This is a genomic window from Enterococcus sp. ZQ21, from assembly GCF_030053755.1.
In the GTDB taxonomy this organism is placed as follows: Bacteria; Bacillota; Bacilli; order Lactobacillales; family Enterococcaceae; genus Enterococcus_B; species Enterococcus_B lactis.
Genome location: NZ_CP125658.1, coordinates 1,509,450 through 1,528,673, shown reverse-complemented (window position 1 = coordinate 1,528,673; position 19,224 = coordinate 1,509,450). Strand labels below are relative to the sequence as shown.

General features: G+C 36.3%; 24 protein-coding genes and 2 tRNA genes. 14 read left to right on the top strand and 12 right to left on the bottom strand.

Annotated elements, in window-relative coordinates; all coding sequences use genetic code 11:
• Positions 1-77: 77 nt before the first annotated feature.
• The 3 genes from QK255_RS07395 to QK255_RS07385 all read right to left on the bottom strand — a co-directional run bounded on the left by QK255_RS07395 (position 78) and on the right by QK255_RS07385 (position 2,457).
• Positions 78-911, bottom strand: coding sequence for an undecaprenyl-diphosphate phosphatase (locus QK255_RS07395; RefSeq protein WP_002292182.1), 834 nt, complete (start codon positions 909-911; stop codon positions 78-80).
• 191 nt (positions 912-1,102) lie between these two features.
• A complete protein-coding gene (locus tag QK255_RS07390) occupies positions 1,103-1,807 on the bottom strand; it encodes a histidine phosphatase family protein (protein WP_002292181.1) in 705 nt (234 codons plus the stop codon).
• 23 nt (positions 1,808-1,830) lie between these two features.
• Positions 1,831-2,457: an MBL fold metallo-hydrolase gene (locus QK255_RS07385; RefSeq protein ID WP_002292180.1), complete on the bottom strand. Its 627-nt coding sequence runs from the start codon at positions 2,455-2,457 to the stop codon at positions 1,831-1,833.
• A gap of 326 nt (positions 2,458-2,783) precedes the next feature.
• Here QK255_RS07385 and QK255_RS07380 point away from each other — a divergent pair, with 326 nt between their 5' ends.
• Positions 2,784-5,159: an ATP-dependent DNA helicase gene (locus tag QK255_RS07380; RefSeq protein ID WP_002292179.1), complete on the top strand. Its 2,376-nt coding sequence runs from the start codon at positions 2,784-2,786 to the stop codon at positions 5,157-5,159.
• Positions 5,160-5,183: 24 nt separating this feature from the next.
• Here QK255_RS07380 and QK255_RS07375 read toward each other — a convergent pair whose 3' ends face one another.
• Entirely contained in the window at positions 5,184-5,675 is a 492-nt protein-coding gene (locus tag QK255_RS07375; protein WP_002292177.1) for a YajQ family cyclic di-GMP-binding protein, read from the bottom strand.
• Between the two features lie 184 nt (positions 5,676-5,859).
• On the opposite strand from QK255_RS07375, the gene QK255_RS07370 reads away from it, so the two are divergent.
• The gene (locus QK255_RS07370) at positions 5,860-6,780 is read left to right on the top strand and encodes a YitT family protein (RefSeq protein WP_002316215.1); all 921 of its coding nucleotides are present in this window, start codon (positions 5,860-5,862) and stop codon (positions 6,778-6,780) included.
• 151 nt (positions 6,781-6,931) lie between these two features.
• Positions 6,932-7,276, top strand: a complete 345-nt coding sequence (locus QK255_RS07365) for a metal-sulfur cluster assembly factor (protein WP_002292174.1) — start codon at positions 6,932-6,934, stop codon at positions 7,274-7,276.
• Between the two features lie 188 nt (positions 7,277-7,464).
• On the opposite strand, the gene QK255_RS07360 is transcribed toward QK255_RS07365, so the two are convergent.
• Complete coding sequence (locus QK255_RS07360; RefSeq protein WP_002292172.1) at positions 7,465-7,965, bottom strand: GNAT family N-acetyltransferase; 501 nt, start codon at positions 7,963-7,965, stop codon at positions 7,465-7,467.
• A 297-nt stretch (positions 7,966-8,262) separates the two neighbouring features.
• Here QK255_RS07360 and QK255_RS07355 point away from each other — a divergent pair, with 297 nt between their 5' ends.
• Positions 8,263-9,783: a coiled-coil domain-containing protein gene (locus QK255_RS07355; RefSeq protein WP_002292170.1), complete on the top strand. Its 1,521-nt coding sequence runs from the start codon at positions 8,263-8,265 to the stop codon at positions 9,781-9,783.
• A gap of 21 nt (positions 9,784-9,804) precedes the next feature.
• Positions 9,805-9,888 (top strand) — tRNA-Leu (locus tag QK255_RS07350).
• Between the two features lie 225 nt (positions 9,889-10,113).
• Here the strand turns inward: QK255_RS07350 and apf are convergent.
• The gene (gene apf, locus QK255_RS07345) at positions 10,114-10,740 is read right to left on the bottom strand and encodes an aggregation-promoting factor (RefSeq protein ID WP_002310878.1); all 627 of its coding nucleotides are present in this window, start codon (positions 10,738-10,740) and stop codon (positions 10,114-10,116) included.
• A gap of 334 nt (positions 10,741-11,074) precedes the next feature.
• Here apf and QK255_RS07340 point away from each other — a divergent pair, with 334 nt between their 5' ends.
• The 3 genes from QK255_RS07340 to QK255_RS07330 all read left to right on the top strand — a co-directional run bounded on the left by QK255_RS07340 (position 11,075) and on the right by QK255_RS07330 (position 12,186).
• Positions 11,075-11,509 (top strand): universal stress protein, encoded by a 435-nt coding sequence (locus tag QK255_RS07340; protein WP_002292929.1) that lies wholly within the window; start codon positions 11,075-11,077, stop codon positions 11,507-11,509.
• A gap of 22 nt (positions 11,510-11,531) precedes the next feature.
• A complete protein-coding gene (locus QK255_RS07335) occupies positions 11,532-11,852 on the top strand; it encodes a hypothetical protein (RefSeq protein ID WP_002292931.1) in 321 nt (106 codons plus the stop codon).
• Positions 11,853-11,994: 142 nt separating this feature from the next.
• On the top strand, positions 11,995-12,186 hold the full coding sequence (locus QK255_RS07330; RefSeq protein ID WP_002292933.1) for a hypothetical protein: 192 nt from the start codon (positions 11,995-11,997) through the stop codon (positions 12,184-12,186).
• A 69-nt stretch (positions 12,187-12,255) separates the two neighbouring features.
• Here QK255_RS07330 and QK255_RS07325 read toward each other — a convergent pair whose 3' ends face one another.
• A complete protein-coding gene (locus QK255_RS07325; protein ID WP_002292934.1) occupies positions 12,256-12,513 on the bottom strand; it encodes a hypothetical protein in 258 nt (85 codons plus the stop codon).
• 157 nt (positions 12,514-12,670) lie between these two features.
• Between QK255_RS07325 and QK255_RS07320 the strand changes: the two genes are divergently transcribed.
• Both QK255_RS07320 and ykzS read left to right on the top strand, forming a co-directional pair.
• The gene (locus QK255_RS07320; RefSeq protein WP_002292935.1) at positions 12,671-12,934 is read left to right on the top strand and encodes a hypothetical protein; all 264 of its coding nucleotides are present in this window, start codon (positions 12,671-12,673) and stop codon (positions 12,932-12,934) included.
• Positions 12,935-12,957: 23 nt separating this feature from the next.
• Complete coding sequence (gene ykzS / locus QK255_RS07315; RefSeq protein WP_002288067.1) at positions 12,958-13,146, top strand: protein YkzS; 189 nt, start codon at positions 12,958-12,960, stop codon at positions 13,144-13,146.
• 154 nt (positions 13,147-13,300) lie between these two features.
• On the opposite strand, the gene QK255_RS07310 is transcribed toward ykzS, so the two are convergent.
• On the bottom strand, positions 13,301-13,489 hold the full coding sequence (locus QK255_RS07310) for a hypothetical protein (protein WP_002292937.1): 189 nt from the start codon (positions 13,487-13,489) through the stop codon (positions 13,301-13,303).
• Positions 13,490-13,704: 215 nt separating this feature from the next.
• Between QK255_RS07310 and QK255_RS07305 the strand changes: the two genes are divergently transcribed.
• The gene (locus QK255_RS07305) at positions 13,705-14,076 is read left to right on the top strand and encodes a YxeA family protein (RefSeq protein WP_283341518.1); all 372 of its coding nucleotides are present in this window, start codon (positions 13,705-13,707) and stop codon (positions 14,074-14,076) included.
• Positions 14,077-14,223: 147 nt separating this feature from the next.
• Here the strand turns inward: QK255_RS07305 and QK255_RS07300 are convergent.
• The 3 genes from QK255_RS07300 to QK255_RS07290 all read right to left on the bottom strand — a co-directional run bounded on the left by QK255_RS07300 (position 14,224) and on the right by QK255_RS07290 (position 15,588).
• Positions 14,224-14,296, bottom strand: a tRNA-Gln gene (locus tag QK255_RS07300).
• Positions 14,297-14,341: 45 nt separating this feature from the next.
• On the bottom strand, positions 14,342-14,770 hold the full coding sequence (locus tag QK255_RS07295) for a hypothetical protein (protein WP_002292939.1): 429 nt from the start codon (positions 14,768-14,770) through the stop codon (positions 14,342-14,344).
• A gap of 59 nt (positions 14,771-14,829) precedes the next feature.
• A complete protein-coding gene (locus QK255_RS07290; protein WP_002292940.1) occupies positions 14,830-15,588 on the bottom strand; it encodes a C39 family peptidase in 759 nt (252 codons plus the stop codon).
• A 294-nt stretch (positions 15,589-15,882) separates the two neighbouring features.
• Here QK255_RS07290 and QK255_RS07285 point away from each other — a divergent pair, with 294 nt between their 5' ends.
• Positions 15,883-16,080, top strand: coding sequence for a hypothetical protein (locus QK255_RS07285; RefSeq protein WP_002288059.1), 198 nt, complete (start codon positions 15,883-15,885; stop codon positions 16,078-16,080).
• Between the two features lie 105 nt (positions 16,081-16,185).
• The gene (locus QK255_RS07280) at positions 16,186-16,668 is read left to right on the top strand and encodes a hypothetical protein (protein WP_002292941.1); all 483 of its coding nucleotides are present in this window, start codon (positions 16,186-16,188) and stop codon (positions 16,666-16,668) included.
• Between the two features lie 55 nt (positions 16,669-16,723).
• On the opposite strand, the gene QK255_RS07275 is transcribed toward QK255_RS07280, so the two are convergent.
• A complete protein-coding gene (locus QK255_RS07275; RefSeq protein WP_002292942.1) occupies positions 16,724-17,320 on the bottom strand; it encodes a nitroreductase family protein in 597 nt (198 codons plus the stop codon).
• Positions 17,321-17,706: 386 nt separating this feature from the next.
• Here QK255_RS07275 and QK255_RS07270 point away from each other — a divergent pair, with 386 nt between their 5' ends.
• Positions 17,707-19,173, top strand: coding sequence for a peptide MFS transporter (locus QK255_RS07270; RefSeq protein ID WP_002292944.1), 1,467 nt, complete (start codon positions 17,707-17,709; stop codon positions 19,171-19,173).
• Positions 19,174-19,224: the final 51 nt, after the last annotated feature.

Below are 19,224 nucleotides of genomic sequence, written 5' to 3'. Positions count from 1 at the left end.
ATTGTTTATAATAATTATCATTAAAGAAAATAAAAAACCAGAACATTTCTCATACAAGAGAAGTGTTCTGGTTTTTCTTACATTGCGATAAACCAATAACCAATTAAAATGATACCAAGGATAATACGATACCAGCCAAAAGCGGTAAAGTCGTTTTTCTTCAAATAACTTAATAAGAATTTAATAGCTAAGACAGAAACCACAAAAGATACGAATGTTCCTACAAGAAGAACAACAGTTTCTTCCATTTTGAATGAGTTCCCTTCAGCTAAATATTTGACGATCTTCAAGCCGCTTGCGCCAAACATGACAGGAATCCCTAAGAAAAATGAGAATTCTGTAGCGACAAAACGCGAAGCGCCAATCAAGATAGCTCCTAGGATCGTTGCACCAGAACGGGATGTTCCGGGAACAAGTGCCAAGACTTGGAATAACCCAACAAGAAGAGCTGCTTGGTACGTAAAGTCATTCAGCGAAGTCCAACGAGGTGTTTTGTTTTTGTTACGTTTTTCGACAATAATAAAGGCAATACCGTAAACGATCAAAACAATGGCAACGGGTAAGAACTTGTGGAAATTTGCTTCTAACCAATCATCCAAAGGCAAACCAATGATGATGGCTGGTATACAAGAAACGATCACTTTAAACCAAAGTGTCCAAGTATCTTTTTTTTCTATCGTTGATTTACTTGGAGAAAAGGGGTTTAATTTGTGAAAATAAAGAACGACGACAGCTAAGATCGCCCCTAATTGGATAACGACATTGAACATCGACATAAACTGTGAACTGGCATCCAGTTTGATGAATTCATCTGCTAGGATCAGATGACCAGTACTACTGATGGGCAGCCATTCCGTTATTCCTTCAATAATACCGAGAATCACTGCTTTGATAATATTTGCAAAAAACATAAATTCCTTCCTTCCCAATTAAGATACATCTTATAGTATACCGTTATTTTTTGATAAACCCAATCTGTTTTTTAATATTAAGAAAAACTTGAGAAATGAAGCAGATAAGAATACGAAGAGAAAAAAAGAAGACAAAGCCCTCGTTCAGACTTTGCCTTTTATGATTCTCTGTTAAAAATTAAAATATCCCATCATAAAAATGAGTTTCGACTATGTGCTTTCCCGTTTTCGATATAAGACGTATCGTTGATACCATGGATAGAAAATCGACCGTTTGCATAAGTAACCTTTGTTACACTGCCATTTAAAAGACCAGCACGAACAGGCTGTTTAGGATCGATCAGATTAAGCAAGAAGGCAATCGTCAAACCATGTGATACGACTAAAACATTTCCGCCGCCGTTTTTTTCGCAGTGATGGGCGATATCTTCAAATCCTGTCCACACACGATCTCGTAATGTTTCATAAGTTTCTGCCCATCCAGCCGTATCCAAATTGTATACAGCATTGGCAATTTGTTCAAAAGAAACTTCTGTGGTGAACATTTCATCATATGTTTTAAAATTCAATACGCGAGGGATCACACCCCACATTTCCATGTCATAGCCGCCTTCAAGAGACCCGAAGCACCATTCTCTGATCCGTTTCTCGATAAAATAAGGAATTTCTTTTCCCTTAGAATGTTCTCCTAGAATAATACGGGCAGTTTCGATCGCCCGACCACTGTCACTAGAATAAGCAAAAGAAAAGTCGACATCTTTTAACCCGCGCCCTAAATAATGGATGCCTTCTTGTCCTTGTTTTGTGAGTGGCGTATCACACCAGCCTTGTACGCGTTCGATTGTATTGAACATCGTTTTTCCATGCCGTACGATATAAAGTGTAGTTTCTGTCATTTTATTCTCCTCCTAAATCATTTTTAACGATTGAAAAAAGGATTTGTCCTTTTTTCCTGTTCAATCGTTGTTGCATCACCATGTCCTGGATAGACTGCAAATTCATCAGGTAAAACAAACAGCTGGGTCCGAATACTGTGAAGTAATTGTTCTAAATTTCCTGTATACAGATCGGTTCTACCGATACTTCCTCTAAATAGGGCGTCGCCAGAAACGACAAAATCATCAAAAATAAAGCTAACGCTTCCGATGGAGTGCCCTGGAGTAGGGACCACACGAAAAGACATGTTTCCTAAAGTATAAGTTTTCATTTCAAATTCATATTCTGCAGGCGAGACAATAATATCAGCAATATCATCATGTCGTCCGAGTCCAGAAAGGTTCAAAATCGGATCACCTAGCCATTTTTGTTCTAGTGGGCTGACATACACCGGGATTTGATAATATGCGCGTAAGGGTTCTACTGCACCAATATGATCATAGTGGGTATGGGTAAGTAAAATCGCTACCGGTTGTTGGTTTGTTTTTTTGATTTCTTGTTTGATTTGTTCCGCATCTTCTCCAGGGTCAATGATCAAAAGTGCTTCTTCGTTGTAGACCAAATAACAGTTTTCTTCAATCATTCCTGTTTTTAATCTTTCGATATGCATGTGCATTCCTCCTTGATAGCCAAAACTTCTTTCATCCATTAGTATAACGCATTCATTGCTAGGAAACAAAAACAGGTACTTATTTCTCTTTACTTATCTGAATTATCAGACTATATGAAAAGTATTTGGATATTCTAAAGAGAAGGAAAGTAAGTTTTCATAGCATTTTAATATGTCCTTGTTACATTAGACTCATCCAAAAATCCAAATTCTATATCCTATATCCCTGCCTAATCAGCAGGGTGTTTTTTTTATGCTTGAAAAGAGAGCTCTTTTTGCTAAACTAGGTTTTTTCAGGTAATCTTAGAGAGAAAGAGGTGGTGGAAATGATCAAACAGTCAAAAATATCTGTGCGGCACTTAGTAGAATTTATTTTGCGACGTGGAAGTATCGACAATCGTAAAAAAAGTAGCCATACTGCATTAGAAGGAGCAAGAATCCACCGCAAGCTCCAAAAAGATGCGGGAGAAGACTATGAAAAAGAAGTTTTTTTAAAAACAACAGTCCCATTAGATGAATATCACCTGATCGTTGAAGGCCGTGCAGACGGTATTTTCAAAAGAGACGGTATTTATTATATAGATGAAATCAAAACCTCCGAACCACGATTTGAAGATTTAGAACCAGAACAAGTGGAACTTTTCTTTCATCAAGCAAGGGTATACGCCTATATCTATAGTCAAGAGCATGATTTACAAGAAATAAATCTGCAGTTGACTTACTTTCAGACGGCAGAAGAAGTGATCACGAGAAAGGTCGAACATCAGACAAGAGAGCAGTTAGAAATTTTTTTTAAAAAACTGACTGAAGATTATAAAGAATGGCTTGTTTTTCAAGAAAACTGGCGTACTATACGCAATGCCTCTTTGATGGCTTTGAAATTCCCCCATGATGAGTATAGGAAAGGCCAGCGTGAACTAGCAGTAGCTGCTTATAAAACAATCCGTACGAAACAGAAATTGTTTGTAGAAGCACCTACCGGAACTGGAAAAACAATCTCTACGTTATTCCCCGCTTTGAAAGCTGTAGGGGAAGAAGAGGGAGAAAAGATTTTTTATCTAACGGCCAAAACAATAACTAGACAAGTAGCTGAAGATGCCATGACAGCATTAAAAGATACTGGAGCTGAAGTAAAAAGTGTCACTTTGACGGCTAAAGATAAGATCTGCTTTTTAGATGAGACGACCTGTAATCCAGATCAGTGCCCGTATGCCAATGGTTATTACAATCGTATCAACGAAGGATTATGGGATCTTTTGAATCATGAGAATCAGATCACTCGAGAAGTCATCGAAACTTATGCAAGGAAGCATACACTTTGTCCTTTCGAACTATCATTAGATGTCAGTATCTGGTGCGACGTGATCATTGGGGATTACAATTATTTGTTTGATCCCACTGTTTATTTAAGACGTTTTTTTGAAGATGAAAAAAACGAGGATTATCTGTTTTTGATTGATGAGGCACATAATTTGGTGAATCGTTCCCGAGAGATGTATTCGGCAGAACTATCTTATGAAAAAACGAAACGAAGTAAGGAAGCTATACCAAAGGAATTCAAAAAACTCCATCGTCGTTTCAACAAACTATTGAAAGAATTTGATTCGATCCGAGAAATAGCAAAAGAAGATCATTGGGATTATCATCATCAAAAAGCACCGGCTGAATCTTTAGTAAAGGCAGGTTATCAATTAAGCGAAAAAATCAAAGAATGGCTAGCAGAATTTCCTGAGCATCCATCACAAGAACAATTGCTTCCTTATTATTTTGATTTGCTTCATTTTTTGAAGGTCAGTGAATTTTATGATGATCACTATGAAACAACGGTCGAAAAAACGTATCGCGATCTGATAGTAAAAGAGTTTTGTATTGATCCAAGCTTGTTTCTTGAGCAGTCGTTGGATAAAGGAAGAAGCAGTATCCTTTTTTCTGCGAGTTTTTCACCCCTATCTTATTATCAGGAAACACTGGGCGGACAAAAAAGTCTCGCTTACAAACTGCCGAGTCCTTTTCCAGAAGGAAACCAGCAAGTTTTCATCGCAAATTACTTAGAGACGACTTATCGAAAAAGGGAACAAAGTCTGGCACAATTAGTTGAGACAATCCATGCTTTTGCTGATGGAAAGGTCGGAAATTATTTCGTTTTCTTTCCTTCTTATCAATATTTAGACCTTGCGGCGGAAGCATTCAAACAGCAATATCCTGACAGCGATGTGCTGATTCAAGAAACGGACATGAATGAAGAAGAACGCGAACGATTTTTAGCAAAATTCCAAGCAGATCCCGATGAAACATTGATAGGATTTTGTGTACTTGGTGGGATTTTTTCAGAAGGAATCGATTTGAGAGGGAACCGATTGATCGGCAGTATGATTGTAGGTGTAGGTTTGCCGCAGATGAATCATGAGCAGGAACTGATCAAATCATATTATGATGAGAAGGAACACCTTGGATTTGCTTACGCTTATCAGCTTCCTGGAATGAACAAAGTCTTGCAAGCTGGTGGTCGAGTGATTCGTGGCATGGCGGATCAAGGAATCGTAGTATTGGCAGATCAACGATTTGCTCGTTTTTCTTATCGACGTTTATTCCCACAACATTGGCAAACAGCAAGAGAAGTACGAAGTGTTGGAGAATTGGAAGAAGGAATACAGCGTTTTTGGTCATCCAAAGAAGCAGTAAATCAAAAAAACGAGGGATGACAGATGTCAGCCTCGTTTTTTTCATTAACGATAGTTAGTGAATTGCAACTCGATTGGTAAGTCAAGTTTACGTAATAAAGCAATCACAGCTTGAAGATCATCACGGTTTTTACCTGTCACTCTAATCTGATCTTCTTGGATTTGTGCTTTTACTTTCAGTTTTTCATTTTTGATAGCTGTAGTGATTTTTTTCGCGTTTTCACGATCGATTCCGTTGACAAGATCGGCAATTTGACGAGCTTTGCCACCTAGCGCGTGTTCCGATTCGGAAAAATGGATATTTTTGATTGGCACATTTCTTTTGATCAACTTACCAAATAATACATCTTTGATCTGTTCGATTTTGAAATCATCATCGCTCAAGACAACTAGATTGCTGTTCTCTAATTTGATTTCTACCGTAGAATCCTTGAAGTCAAATCGATTAGTCAATTCTTTTGTTGTTTGCTGAATCGCATTTTTTACTTCTTCTGTATTGACTTCTGATACAATGTCGAAGCTAGCATCTTTTGCCATAAGAACCCTCCTGATATACGTATAAGTTTACTATACATCTATCTTATCATAGGAATGGGGCAGATTCTTACTTGTTTGCTAAAATTCTTCTCATTTGAGTTCGAAGTATTTTATTTTAATAGATAAACTGTTATTCTTACATTTGGAATAACAAAGTAGAGGAGAGGTGCTTGTGAGCAAAATTATGACTGCGTATCATAAAAATGAAAGATTAAAAAAAATAGTGGTTATTTTGATAACCGGATTGACCGCTGCGGTCGCTTTAAATTATTTTTTGATTCCAGCCAATGTCTTTTCTGCAGGGATGAATGGGATCGCTCAAATCATTTCCTCGCTTTTATATGAATGGTTTCATATCAAGGTAGACACAGGAACATTTATTTTTATTTTGAATATCCCTGTGTTTGTATTAGGGTTCCTCAAAGTAGGAAAACGAGCAACGATCCTTAGTTTTGTGAACGTTGTATGCGTATCAGTGATGACGATGCTACTTCCAGTCGGACAGATCACTGATAATATTTTGATGAATGCCTTAGTAGGCGGTGTTTTATTAGGTCTTGGCGTAGGGTTATCTTTAAAAATGGGCTTTACAACTGGGGGAATGGACATCATCTCTCTTGTGCTTTCACAAACAACTGGAAAAACAGTCGGAAATTACATGCTGATTCTAAATGGGATCATTGTAGTCATCGCAGGCTTCTTCTTTAACTGGGAAAGTGCCTTGTATACGATTATTTCCATTTATGCAATGACTCAAGTGATTGATGCCATCCATACGAGTCATCAAAAAGTAACAGCGATGATCGTGACCGTCAAACCGGAAGAGGTAACAGAAGAACTAGCGAAACGGATGGTACGTGGAATGACATTGCTTCCGTCTGTCGGTGGCTATTCAAAAAAACAAGGAAATATGATCATGATGGTCATCACTCGCTATGAAATGTATGATCTTGATCAGATCGTTCATGAAATCGACGACGATGCATTTATCAATATTTTACCAACTCATTCAGTATTTGGCCGATTTGCAAATGAAAACGAACAAAAAATGTATCGAACAACAGGTGTGTTGCCAGAAATAAAAAATCGTTCACAAAAAAAATGAGGAATCAGTTTTATTTAGAATGAATTTAATGTATTCCATCTAATAAGGACATTTTATAAATTTAAACGAGAATCTTCCTTCTAAATTCTCATTTACAAGTAGTTAAAAAAAGAGTATGATAAATAAAAATCGTGTTAAGGAGTGTCGTACGATGAGCGAAGCAAACCAAGAACGGTCTGCGCAAGAAATAGAACTGATCAAAGAACGTATTCTTGCTGCCTTGGAAATGGTGATCGATCCTGAATTAGGAATCGATATTGTCAACTTAGGCTTGATTTATGATATAGAATTCAATCCTGAAAACGGAGAAACAGTCATCAAAATGACGCTAACAACTATGGGCTGTCCACTAGCCGATATTTTAACAGAATCTATCCATGACGCATTGAAAGAAGTACCAGAAGTAACGAAAGCAGAAGTAAAACTTGTCTGGTATCCCGCATGGACGACCGATAAGATGAGCCGTTATGCACGGATTGCGTTGGGGATTCGATAGGGATCTTGACTGACTAGCTATGAGAAGCAAATAGTAAAAACAAAAAACCTTTTATCCTTTCTAGAAGAAAAGAGATAAGAGGTTTTTTTGTTTATAAAATTTTGTCTGCTATATTAGAAGTTAATCAAATAAATGTGTTCTATTGATAAAGGACATTCAAATCTCTTTTCTTTTGCCATCCATATTTTTTACATCAATTTGATTTTCGTATAGTATTCTTTCTCATCTTCACGATAAATCGTGGCCCCATTTTTTTGCTGCGCCTTAAGACTGCCAAGATTTTTTTTATTTACAGACAAAAGTGCCTCATCGATGCCGATTTTTTTTGCCTCTTGTAGTACTAATGCTAAACCTTGTGTTGCATATCCTTTTTTACGATAGTCAGGGGAGATGCCGTAACCGATATGGCCAGCGCCGTTTCTTAATGATTCGTTCAGTTTATGGCGCAGATTAAAAATTCCTACATACTCATGTCCATCATTTTCCAAAATAAAGACGGTTGCGGGAACGTAATTCTCAGGAAGATCAATACCTAAAGAAGTGTTTTCGCATTTTTTTACATAATCTAAAAATTCAGCAAGTGTATAGCCATAAGCACTGTTGATAAATCCATTCTCGTTTGGTCCGAAGCTAGTTTGCAGCCGATAAGCTTTCTCCAAATCTGCTTCCCATAGTTTGATCAATTTCATCGAATCCGCCTCTTCCTAAGTAAACATATTTTTTCTACTATAGCACTATTTTGGCGAATAGCCATTCTTATTTTTATTTTTTTGTGATGTATCGTATTAAGAATAATTTAACAAAATAAATGATTGCAGATTTTTGTTATTTATTGTATTGTTTTTATAATAGATGAATCCTCGTTATCTTTTAAAAATGATCTTATTGATTGATATTGAAAGTTCAAGATAAATTGAATTTTTAATAAATGTGTTATTTTTAAAGTTTTTTCGTCCGTTGCTTATGATCACTAGAAAGGAGATCTCGTGAACTACTTTAGCGGTTATAAAAGAATTCCAGAAGGATGGCGGCAAACAGAAGCAAAAAATGATCAGTATCAAAACGAAAGAAGAAGACAGTTGTTGGAGAAAATGCAGCAAAAACAGCTGAATCGAGAGAAAAAGAAGAACAAAGAAACGAAGAAAAAGCAGCAAAATAAAATAGCTACCGATCCCAGAATCGTTCGTTTAAACAATGAAATGAATCAATTGAAGCAAGAATTGAGTAAAGCAAAAAAACAAGTAGCTACTGTGAGCAAGAAAAGAAGAGAGGACAAGAAACACATCAGAGAGCTGTCACAGCAACTCGAACGACAGCACCAACAAGCAAAAGTAGAAAAAGAAGAGATGAGACAAAAAGCCATCGAACAGCAGAGGAAAACAGAACTATTGTATCAAAAATTAGAAGAAGTGGGCTGGGATACAGATAATCACGCACTTCAGGAACTCCAAAAACGTAACCAGATCATCATTTATTTGCTGCAAAAAAATAGCCAAATGCAACATTATCTAGAGAGCATACATAAAGCGTCAGGTTTATTAAAGAAAAGAAATGATCGACTGAACAAGAAATTAGAAAAGCTTTCAAATAGAAATGCTACGTATCTGAAAATCATGGAGAAGAAAAAACAAGAACTGCAACAGTTGTATAAAGTCAACCAGCGACAAACAGAACAATTAGCAAAGAAAAAACAAAACTTCGTACAAGCAGCTCCTCAAGATCTGATCCATGCATTGATCCAACAGTTAGATACCCAATCATTTTATAAGTTCAATCAGCTGAACAAGCTGTTCAATAGGTATCAATGGATCTTTGAACAACAAGCGAATAATTTGCAGTATCAAGAAACAAATATTTTTTATGGTTTTGTAGAAATAGAAGAGGACAACATTTATTTCTATGAGGTCAATACGGAGCAAAGAAGACCACTGATAGTAGAAGAGAGCTTTAAACGCAAAGATCTTTTAACAGATGGCATAGCAGTACGAGTACATCAAAAAATAGTAGACGGTCCAGTATATCTAAGGTATTGCTATCCTATCGTTGAACAGAATAAGTCAAAAAGAAGAAGCGACAAATATCTAAAGAGAACAAGACAAAAATCTAAACAGTCAAGTAAAAAGCAATTGAGCATAGACGCTGAAAAGTGGGCATCATCACTCAAAATTGCTGTGATCGGGAACAAACAAATAAAAGGATTCGTAAAAGGATTGCAGAAATATGTAGAAACTGTCGAAAGAATCGATGCATATGAGTACGGGGAGAAAGCACTATTTGAAAGAATCCGTGCTGTTGACTATGTCTATGTTTGCATCGACAGCGTCCCGCATCATGTGACCAATTTTCTGAAAAGTGAAATTGAGCTTATGGAAAAAACAGAATTTTTTTATCGCCCTTCAATAGATGATGGAGTTATTCGGATGAACTATTTGTATTGGTTGCAAGAGGGAAAACGCGTAGAGATAAAAAAGAACAAAAAATATGTTCTTGACAAAAAACAAATGTAATCCTAAACTAGAACATATGATGCGGCTATGGCGGAATTGGCAGACGCGCTAGCTTCAGGCGCTAGTGAGGGCGACCTCGTGGAAGTTCGAATCTTCTTAGCCGCATAATTTTTATATATACTGAGAAAAGATGTCGAGGGAGAGATCCCATCGGTATTTTTTTATAAAATCTGATATAAAATAGATTTCGGTAAGAAAGTCATAGAAGTAATAGATGAGCAAAAAACTCGCTCTAATGTGACAAAACAACTCAAAAAGAGGCCATGCGATGTATTCTTTCGCATGGCCTCTTCCTATTTTGAATGTGTTTAAACGTTCAAATAATGAATCTTAGTACCAACCGTTTGCTTCCCAGAATGCTTTCGCAGCTTCCCAAGAACCATAACGTGAAGCAACATATTGTTCTGCCACTTTTTCTTGGTTCGCAGCAGAGTAATCACCATTCAAGTAAGAAGAATCTAATTGGTAACGTCCGATGTAACGTCCGTTCGTTGCTGTGTAAGAACCGCTTGATTCTTTTTGTGCGATCCATTCTTTTGCAGCATTCGTGCTTGTTGCCGTTGTTTCTGTTGTAGCAGATTGTGTTTCAGCAACAGGGGCTGCTTGTGTTTCCGTTTGAACCGTTTCTTGTACAACAGGTTGTTCAGCTTGAACAGGTTCAGCTTGGACTGGTGCTTCTTGAACGGCTGCTTGAGGTTCAGCAGCTGCTTGTGTAGAGCCTTCTGTTGGAATCGTTAATTGTTGTCCTGAGTAGATCAGGTTAATGTCAGAAATTGAATTTGATTCTGCAATGGCATTGATCAAGGAGTTGTCACCAACGTATTTTTGAGAAATCGTTGATAGAGTATCACCTGATTGAACGGTATAAGCTTCGTCCGCATGAGCAGTCGTTCCCATGAAGAATGCAGCACCGGCAGCCAAAGTTGTTCCAAAAAGTAAAGTTTTAAGTGATGTCATGAAAAATCTCCTTTATTCGTTAAAAAGTTTTATTTGTTGTGTTCAACGAGGAATACTTTAACACGTGAAAATATTTCATAGGTAAAAGAAGCATGACAATTTATGACAAATCCACGTTTTTTGTAACAGAATGATGTTCATCTCATGTGAAAAATGATGAGGAAATTCACATAATGCAGAAATAATAGGTTTAGAACAAGAGTTCTGATGAGAACAGAAATGTATAAATAACTTGAAAAAAATTGCTATTAATCATCATTTTATTTACACATTGCGTATATTTTTTGTATTTTTGCTTGAGATGTTACAATAAAAGAAAAAGGAGGCGGTTCCAATGAGTAAGAGATACCAGAACATCATGGTAGCAGTTGACGGATCAAGACAATCGATCAAAGCGTTCGCTGAAGCCCTTGACTTAGCAAAGGACAATGAAGCCCACTTATTTATCGTGTCAATCATCAACAAAGTTGAGCTGACCCATAGTGCCTATGCCTTTTCAAAAATCTATGCAGATGAAAAACAAAGAACAGAAGTAGCCATGCTGAAAAAAATCAATGATGCCAAAGAGTTCGGTATTGCTGAGATCCATGCAATAGTTGAAACTGGAGATCCAAGAAATTTGATTGCCAATGTCATCCCTGGACAAGAAAATATTGATTTGATTGTTATGGGAGCGACAGGAAAAGGAGCGATACAACAAGCACTAGTAGGATCGACCGCTTCTTATGTCGTTTCACATGCCCCTTGCAGTGTATTGGTTGTGAAGTAATTAGATAAGGGAGGAATAGAAAATGGTTCGCCCTCAAGAAGTTCGTGCACCAAAAGAAAAAATAGAAATTTTAGCAATTATTGAAGACGGCACACAAACAAAAAAAGGATACTCGATTGCTTTAATAAAGTGGAAAGGAAAAAAAGGTGTTGCTGTAAGGTGGGATGGAGATAATCAACAAGACAAAGGATTCCCAATCACTGCGAACGGCTACCATCCAGCGTGGTTTGTTCTGCCTGATAAATTTACAGAATTATACAGCTATGATTATGCGAAAACCGTCACATCCCTCAAAGCATTAGACAAATTAGCAGAAGAGCAGCATAAAATGGATGAAAAATAAAAAAGACGAACCAATCAGTCTTTAGAAAACTGACTGGTTCGAGGAGTAAAAAATGAAAAAAGGTTATTTGGGATGAATATAGAATAATGCGTATAGCTTAAATCAAACTTAAAGCCATAAAAAAGGCAAGAGGGTGAGGTAAATGGAAGCAGGAAAAGTTTTACAGGAAGTAAAAGTATTATGTGCAGATAAAAAATATGAAGAAGCAAAAAGTCTGATTGAAAAGAACAAAGAAAATTTGGAAGAAAAATATCCGATTGCACAAGAATTTGTAGAATTAAAACAAGGAACGCTTCTTCACCGATTCAAACATTTTTTTGGTATCACAGAATAGAAAAAAACGATTAAAGATACAGCAAATCTCTGCTGATCTTTAATCGTTTTCTTTTGAAACTGCTAGGATTCAATTCTGATTTTTATATAAAAAATAAATCCAAATGATTAGAAAAACTACTGCAAGCGTCAATTCGATGATGTGTATCACTAATACAGATGTTGTTTCCCAATGTCTAAAAGAAAAAATCTGATAAGTAAAATATACGGCAGGTAAAGAGGCCAGTAAAACTGAAAACTTCTTTTTCGTCCATTTTATGTAATAGAAAAGAATGCTTAGCATAATAAAAAAAGGAATATAAAAAACAAACTGACCGATCGCAATCATACTATTGCCTCCAATAAATAAAGTCCAAGATACAAAATAACACTTTGTGCGTGAAGGCGCAAGCAGCTCTATGGATTTATCCAGTAAAATATGTATTGTTTTTGAATTTATAGGGGAAAATTGCTATAATCAAAGTGAAAGAAGGAGTGGAATTTTCATGGATCATGTAGTGTTAGAAATCGATTTGCATTTAATCAATAATATTCGGGTGATTTACTATGTTGTAAGCAATAGTGTCGAACAACGTGTACTGACGAATAAAATCAATGGTATTTTAGCAAAGAAAGACGTTCACCGATTCAATAACGGTGAAGGTAGTTATTATAGTATCCCAGTAGAAAAAATCATTTATACGACAGTCAAAGTCAGAGAAGATCTGGATACTAAAAAGGCATATGAACCTATTTTTACAACTTATTGATTAACAGCAAATGGAGGAAAAAAATGAATCCATATGAACAACTTATCCAAGATTTGATTGATGGAAAAATCGAAAAAATTGATGTAAAAAGAGAAGAATTGATGGCTTTTCGAGAAGCATGGCTGAAATTGGAGAATCGTAAATATGTGGTAGGAAAAGCATCGCTGAACGGCAATGTGACTTATCATTATGATCCAACACGCTTATTTTAGTAAGGATGATTCAGAAAGAAGAAGGGACTGTGACAAAAATCGTGTCACAGTCCCTTCTTCTGGACAAACGGTGTTCAAGAGACAGCCTATCGGCAATAAGGCTGAACGTCTCTTTCACAACTTCTGATTCCCGGTGTTCCAGAAATGAAAATTCCTACTTATTAAATAGATTTTTGAATTTGTCTTTCACACTGTCGATATTTACGTCTTTTAGAAGATTTTGTGCTTTCTCTTTGTAAGGACCTAGTTGTTCTTTATGTTCTTCGATAAATCGTTTTGCGCCGTCGAAGTTGCCGCCTTTTATCATTTCCTTGACTTTTTGAAATAATTCTTCTTGATTCATTTTGAACACATCCTTTGCCATCAACTTGATTTTTTAACATGGATAAAGTGAGAAAAACTACATTATCCACACCTCCATAATATCAAATAACGATCATTTTTACTAAAAAAACACTTGTTTCTCGCTTCTAAAGTAGGAGAAAAATCTCCAACTTAGGTCGGATGGAATTTTTCTAATTGCCCCATATACTGAATATATAACAAGGAGGTAGAAAGATGAAAGTGATTAAATATTTGATAGGATTGGCGGCGATTAGTGGTATTTTGCTATTTGGACTGAAATACTATACTGAAGGAAGTTACGGGGAAATCCCTGGTATACTTGATCAACTAAATCCATTAGTTGAAAAAGGTGAGGTCTATGTAAAAACACAAAAACCAGAGGAAGTAAATGAACATGGAACGGCAAGGTATGTTCAAAAAGCTGCTAATGTCGATGGGAAAGAGCGTACAATTGAATTTAATGGACTTTCTGTGTTAAAAGAAAATCATTATTTGAAAATCAGCAATAAAGGAGCGCACATAGAAACGTATGAAGAAGTTCCTAGAGAAAAAGTTCCGGAAAAAGCATTAGCAATTATTGGCTAAATTTACTGTATGAGTGCTACAGATTTAATTGTTAATTATAATAAAATTATGTAAACTATATAATAAATAATAAAAATATTCCAAAAACCCCTGAAAAAAGATTAATCTTTTTTCAGGGGTTCATTTTTTATCAACAAGTCCATCAAATTGGGATGGCAGGGTTCGAACCTACAATTGCTTGATTCAGAGTCAAGTGCCTTACCAGTTTGGCTACATCCCATTTATTCAACAAAATAATCATAGCACTTTTCTAAAAAAACGCAAGTTATTTTTCTTGATCAGATAGTTGTTGTTTTACTCGTAAAAGGCGGCGCACCAGTTTCTTTTCCAATCCAGCAGGAAGGGCAATCCGCTCTGCTACTGACAAGACGGAGTCAAGCAAGTGATATTCTTTGACAGGTTCATTCATGATATGGTAAATGTTTGCTAAACGTTCGATATATTCAAAATGGGTGTACTCCGTTCGAGCGATCAGAAATTTTAATAAATCGATTGCTTTTCCATACTCTTGGTCTCCATAATAGACAAGAGCTTGACGATACAGTTTGATTTCTAGTTCATTGAGGGTAGCAGGTCTGCACCGTTCGTTCCACTCATTAATAGAAACTTTACCTTGAACATTTCCTTTGCGGTCACGGACAAAAATAATCGGAATTTCATTTGGATCCATTTTTTTATGAGTGAATTTTTCCATTATCTGTGCTCCCTTCAAAGGTTCGGTATCTAGAGTATAAGGGATTTTTACTTTAATTACTAGCTTTTCTCCAAAGTTAGCATTTGTCCACCCATTGCAGTGAAAATAGCCGAAAAATCATTGATCGGTACTGCTCGATTTTTTACGCCATAGGGGTCGTTGACGTAAATATTTTCTTTGTCGTATCCAGTGACTACACAAGCATGAACAAGTGGAGTGACTCTTACTTCTCCGTTGTTTGTTGTCCAAGTCATAAAATCAGTTTCATCAGGGACTTCAAAATTGATAGTCACGGAAGTCCATACAGGATTTCCTTTAGATAGAGCTTTTTTGATATCATCTAGTTGAGCGTCTGTTTTTGGAAAAGTATGATAATCCGTTTGGACGATTTGTTGAGCAAGAGAGGCAACAGGAGGGACATAGACGCCCATAGCCCAGTCTCCGCCACTGATATCTCCAACAAATCCTTCATTAGGATCGCCGTGAGTCCCGTCTGCATTGAAAACAAGGACGTAATCCAATTGTTCAGCTAACTGGTTTTTAGTCGTTTCATAACCATAAAAAGATAAAAGCATGGAAAGCGAAGTGACCTCGCAGCCATTTTCTAGAGAAGGAGAGTCAAACTGGCTCTCTAATGGAACATCTAGCAAAACTTCTGCTTTCTCTTTTGTCTTTTTCGTTTTTTGTGTTGAACTTTTTTGTGTAGTATTCATTGTATGTTCTGGAGAATGGATATGTAGGTAATAACTTGTACCGCTTAATAAAAGAGTAGCTGTACCTCCTAGAAACAATAGTTTTTTAAATGTTTTTTTCTTCATTGGAAATCTCCCTTTTCAGCTGTTTATCTTTCCTATTATAAGTGTATTTTTATTGGGAAGGGAAGTATTTTATTTAAATATGTAAGAAATAATCAGTTTTTGAGGAATATTATTTATTATTCTAGAAAAAATTCTTCTAGATACAACAGCTGTTTTAATTGTGAAAACGAAAACAGTACGCTATAATGCCTGTAAGGTTGATTTTTGACTGTAAACAAAAAATCAAATAATTAAATCTCCAAAAAATAGCAGTTGTAATATGGAGAAAAGTTCCAGCAGTTTAGGAGGATTTTGATGACGGAAGAAATGATTAATTTAGGAGAACAATATGCATGCAAACCAATTGGCTTTACAAAAACGGTCATTGGTGAAGTTGTATCAAAAATGACAAACTGTGCCGTGGTCAAAGTTGCCCAATGTGCTGCAGAGGATCAAGAGTTATTAGATGAAAAAGCAAGCATGGTTGTTGCAAAATATGATACATTTGAATAAAGAAAATAATTGGACGTGCGGCGTGCTGCAAGTCCAATTTCTTTGAGAAGGTAAATCAGTATTCTTTTCCTGTTTTCAGGAGAAGAAAAAGCGAGGCGAGTTGTCATGGTAACATTTTTTACGGTTCTATTGTTTTTATTCGTTGTTGTTATGTTCTTATTTCTTTGGCTGGTTCGAAAAGAAATTATTTATCGGACTGTTCGGAATCGATGGGTTTACTTGGTCATACCATTCTTAGTAGTACTAGTCGTTTGGTACACACTCATCAGTCAGCCTACAGCAGATGAATTGGCAAAAGGGATTTTGTCAGCGATGATTTTTATTAGTTTTTTGTTGGACAGTCGAGGAATTACAGAAGAAGGGCTTGTCTTGAATAGCTTTGATAAAAAAGGTGTTCCTTTTTCTGAAATCAATAAAATCGTGTTGTACCAACCAAAAGGTTCTAAAATTGTAAAAATGAATTTTTTCCGAAACGGATGGCGGGGACCGATGCTGAAATTTTCTGCATCATTAGAAGAATTAGTTCCATTTTTGTCCCAACGCTTGAACGATGAGGCGGAGATTGATATTATGATCGATCCAGAATAAAAAATAGAGGTTGCGACAAAATGTTTGTCACAACCTCTGTTTTTTTCAAGTAAAATTATCCGAATACACGGAAGCGATCTGCATCGTTCATGTATTCTTTTTCCCCAGCTGGTGTTTCTGGTGAACCGAATACTAATTGTGAACGTAGTTTCCAGTTTGAAGGAATATTCCATTCTTTTGCAACTGCTTCGTCAATAACTGGGTTGTAATGTTGCAGGTTTGCGCCCAATCCTTTATCAACTAATGCTACCCAAGTGTTCGCTGTTGCGATTCCGTTTGATTGTTCTGACCAATCTGGGAAGTTGTCTGCATATAATTCAAATTGTTCTTGTAGTCCTTTTACCACGTCAGTATCTTTGAAGAATAATACTGTACCATAACCATTTTTGAAACTAGCTAATTTGTTTTGTGTATTTGGGAAAGCTTCTGCTGGAGTCAATGGGCGAAGTGCTTCTTCAGTGATTTCCCAAAGTTTTTCATGTGCATCTTCGAAAAGAATAACTGCGCGTGTTGATTGAGCATTGAAAGCAGTTGGGCTTTCTTTAATTGCTTCTTTGATCAAAGCTGTCAATTCTTCATTAGAAAGTGAAACATTACGTCCTAGATGATAGATTGAACGGCGGTTTTTTAAAGTGTCAGTAAAAGTTGTCATAATAAAATTTCTCCTTTGATTTGCGTTTTGCATTTTTTTAATTGATTACGAAATGAAGTATAGCATCTTACAAAAAGTAAGTAAACAGATATGCTCACAAAAAATAAGCGAAGTTCAAAAAACAATTTTAATAAGGGAAATCGTCAGAAAAGGATTTTCTTGGTTATCGCTTTCATTGCTGTGTTTTAGGAATTTTTGCTTATTTGAAAAAAACAGCTGATATATAATTATTAAATCTCTATCTTCTTTTTTTTATGATATTGCCATTAAAAATTACTTGTTTTTATAGAAAATTAGTTTATATTTCTTAAATAAGTTTTTTAGTTAAATTTTTCGGTAAAGATGTATAATATTTTCTGAAAATTTAAAGAATTGGGGTATAGATTATGGAAAAACAGCAAGACAAGGGCTTCTTCGGGCAGCCGAAGGGATTGTCAACTTTGTTCTTCACTGAGATGTGGGAACGATTTAGTTATTATGGTATGCGTGCATTACTTATCTATTATATGTACGATACAGTTGCCAACGGGGGACTTGGATTACCACGAGCAACAGCATTAGCTATCATGTCGATATACGGATCTTTGATTTATATGTCTAGTATCGTCGGCGGATGGGTATCTGACCGAATGTTAGGAGCAAAACGTACTGTATTCTTTGGTGGAGTCTTCATTATGCTTGGACACATCGTCTTGGCTTTACCATTTGGTGTAAGTACATTATTTGTTTCAATGGCATTGATTATTATTGGAACCGCCTTTTTGAAACCAAACGTTTCTGGTATGGTCGGACATCTTTATTCAAAGACTGACTTGCGAAGAGATGCAGGATTTTCGATTTTTTACATGGGTGTCAACTTAGGGGCATTATTAGCACCACTAATCGTTGGGACAATCGGTCAAGAATATAACTACCATTTAGGGTTCTCTTTAGCTGCTATTGGGATGTTCTTTGGATTATTACAATACATTATCCAAGGACGCAAGACATTAGACGGAGTGGGTACTACACCGCCGAATCCTTTGACAACTGAAGAACGTAAAGGATTCATCCGTAACTTGATCATCGCACTTGTTGTTATCGCTGCAGTATTCGGTGGGGCACAATTAACTGGTCATCTGACAATCGACTTTTTTGTCAATACAATCAGTGTATTGGGGATTATCTTACCGTTGTATTACTTTATCAAAATGTTGACTTCAAAAGATGTAACTGCTGAAGAAAAACCAAGAGTATGGGCGTATATCCCATTATTCCTTGCAGCAATCATTTTCTGGTCATTACAAGAACAAGGTTCATCTATCTTAGCTTTATTTGCTAGTGAACGTACGCAATCTACACTATTTGGTGTGACGATCCAAGCAAGCTGGTATCAATCATTGAATCCGATTTTCATCTTTATTTTGACACCGATATTCGTAACGATGTGGACAAAACTTGGCAAACGCCAACCATCTACAGTAGTGAAATTCTCTCTTGGTCTTTTGTTTGCAGGATTATCATACTTACTATTGATGTTGCCAGGTATGCTTTATGGGACAAGTGGAAAAGTAAGTCCATTGTGGTTGTTAGGAAGTTTCTTCATCGTGGTTATTGCTGAATTGTGTCTTTCACCAGTTGGTTTGTCTGTAACAACGAAATTAGCACCACGAGCATTTGAATCACAAACAATCGCTATTTGGTTCTTAGCTGATGCTTCTTCACAAGCAATCAATGCACAAATTGCACGCTTCTACACACCGGGAACGGAATCTGCCTACTTCGGTATTATCGGTGCAGTAGCAATCGTTGGTGGTATCTTGCTATTTACTGTGAAAGAACCAATCAAAAAACTAATGGGATCTATCCATTAATCAACTCACGAAAAGACAGGAATTGCTTATTTGTAGCGATTCCTGTCTTTT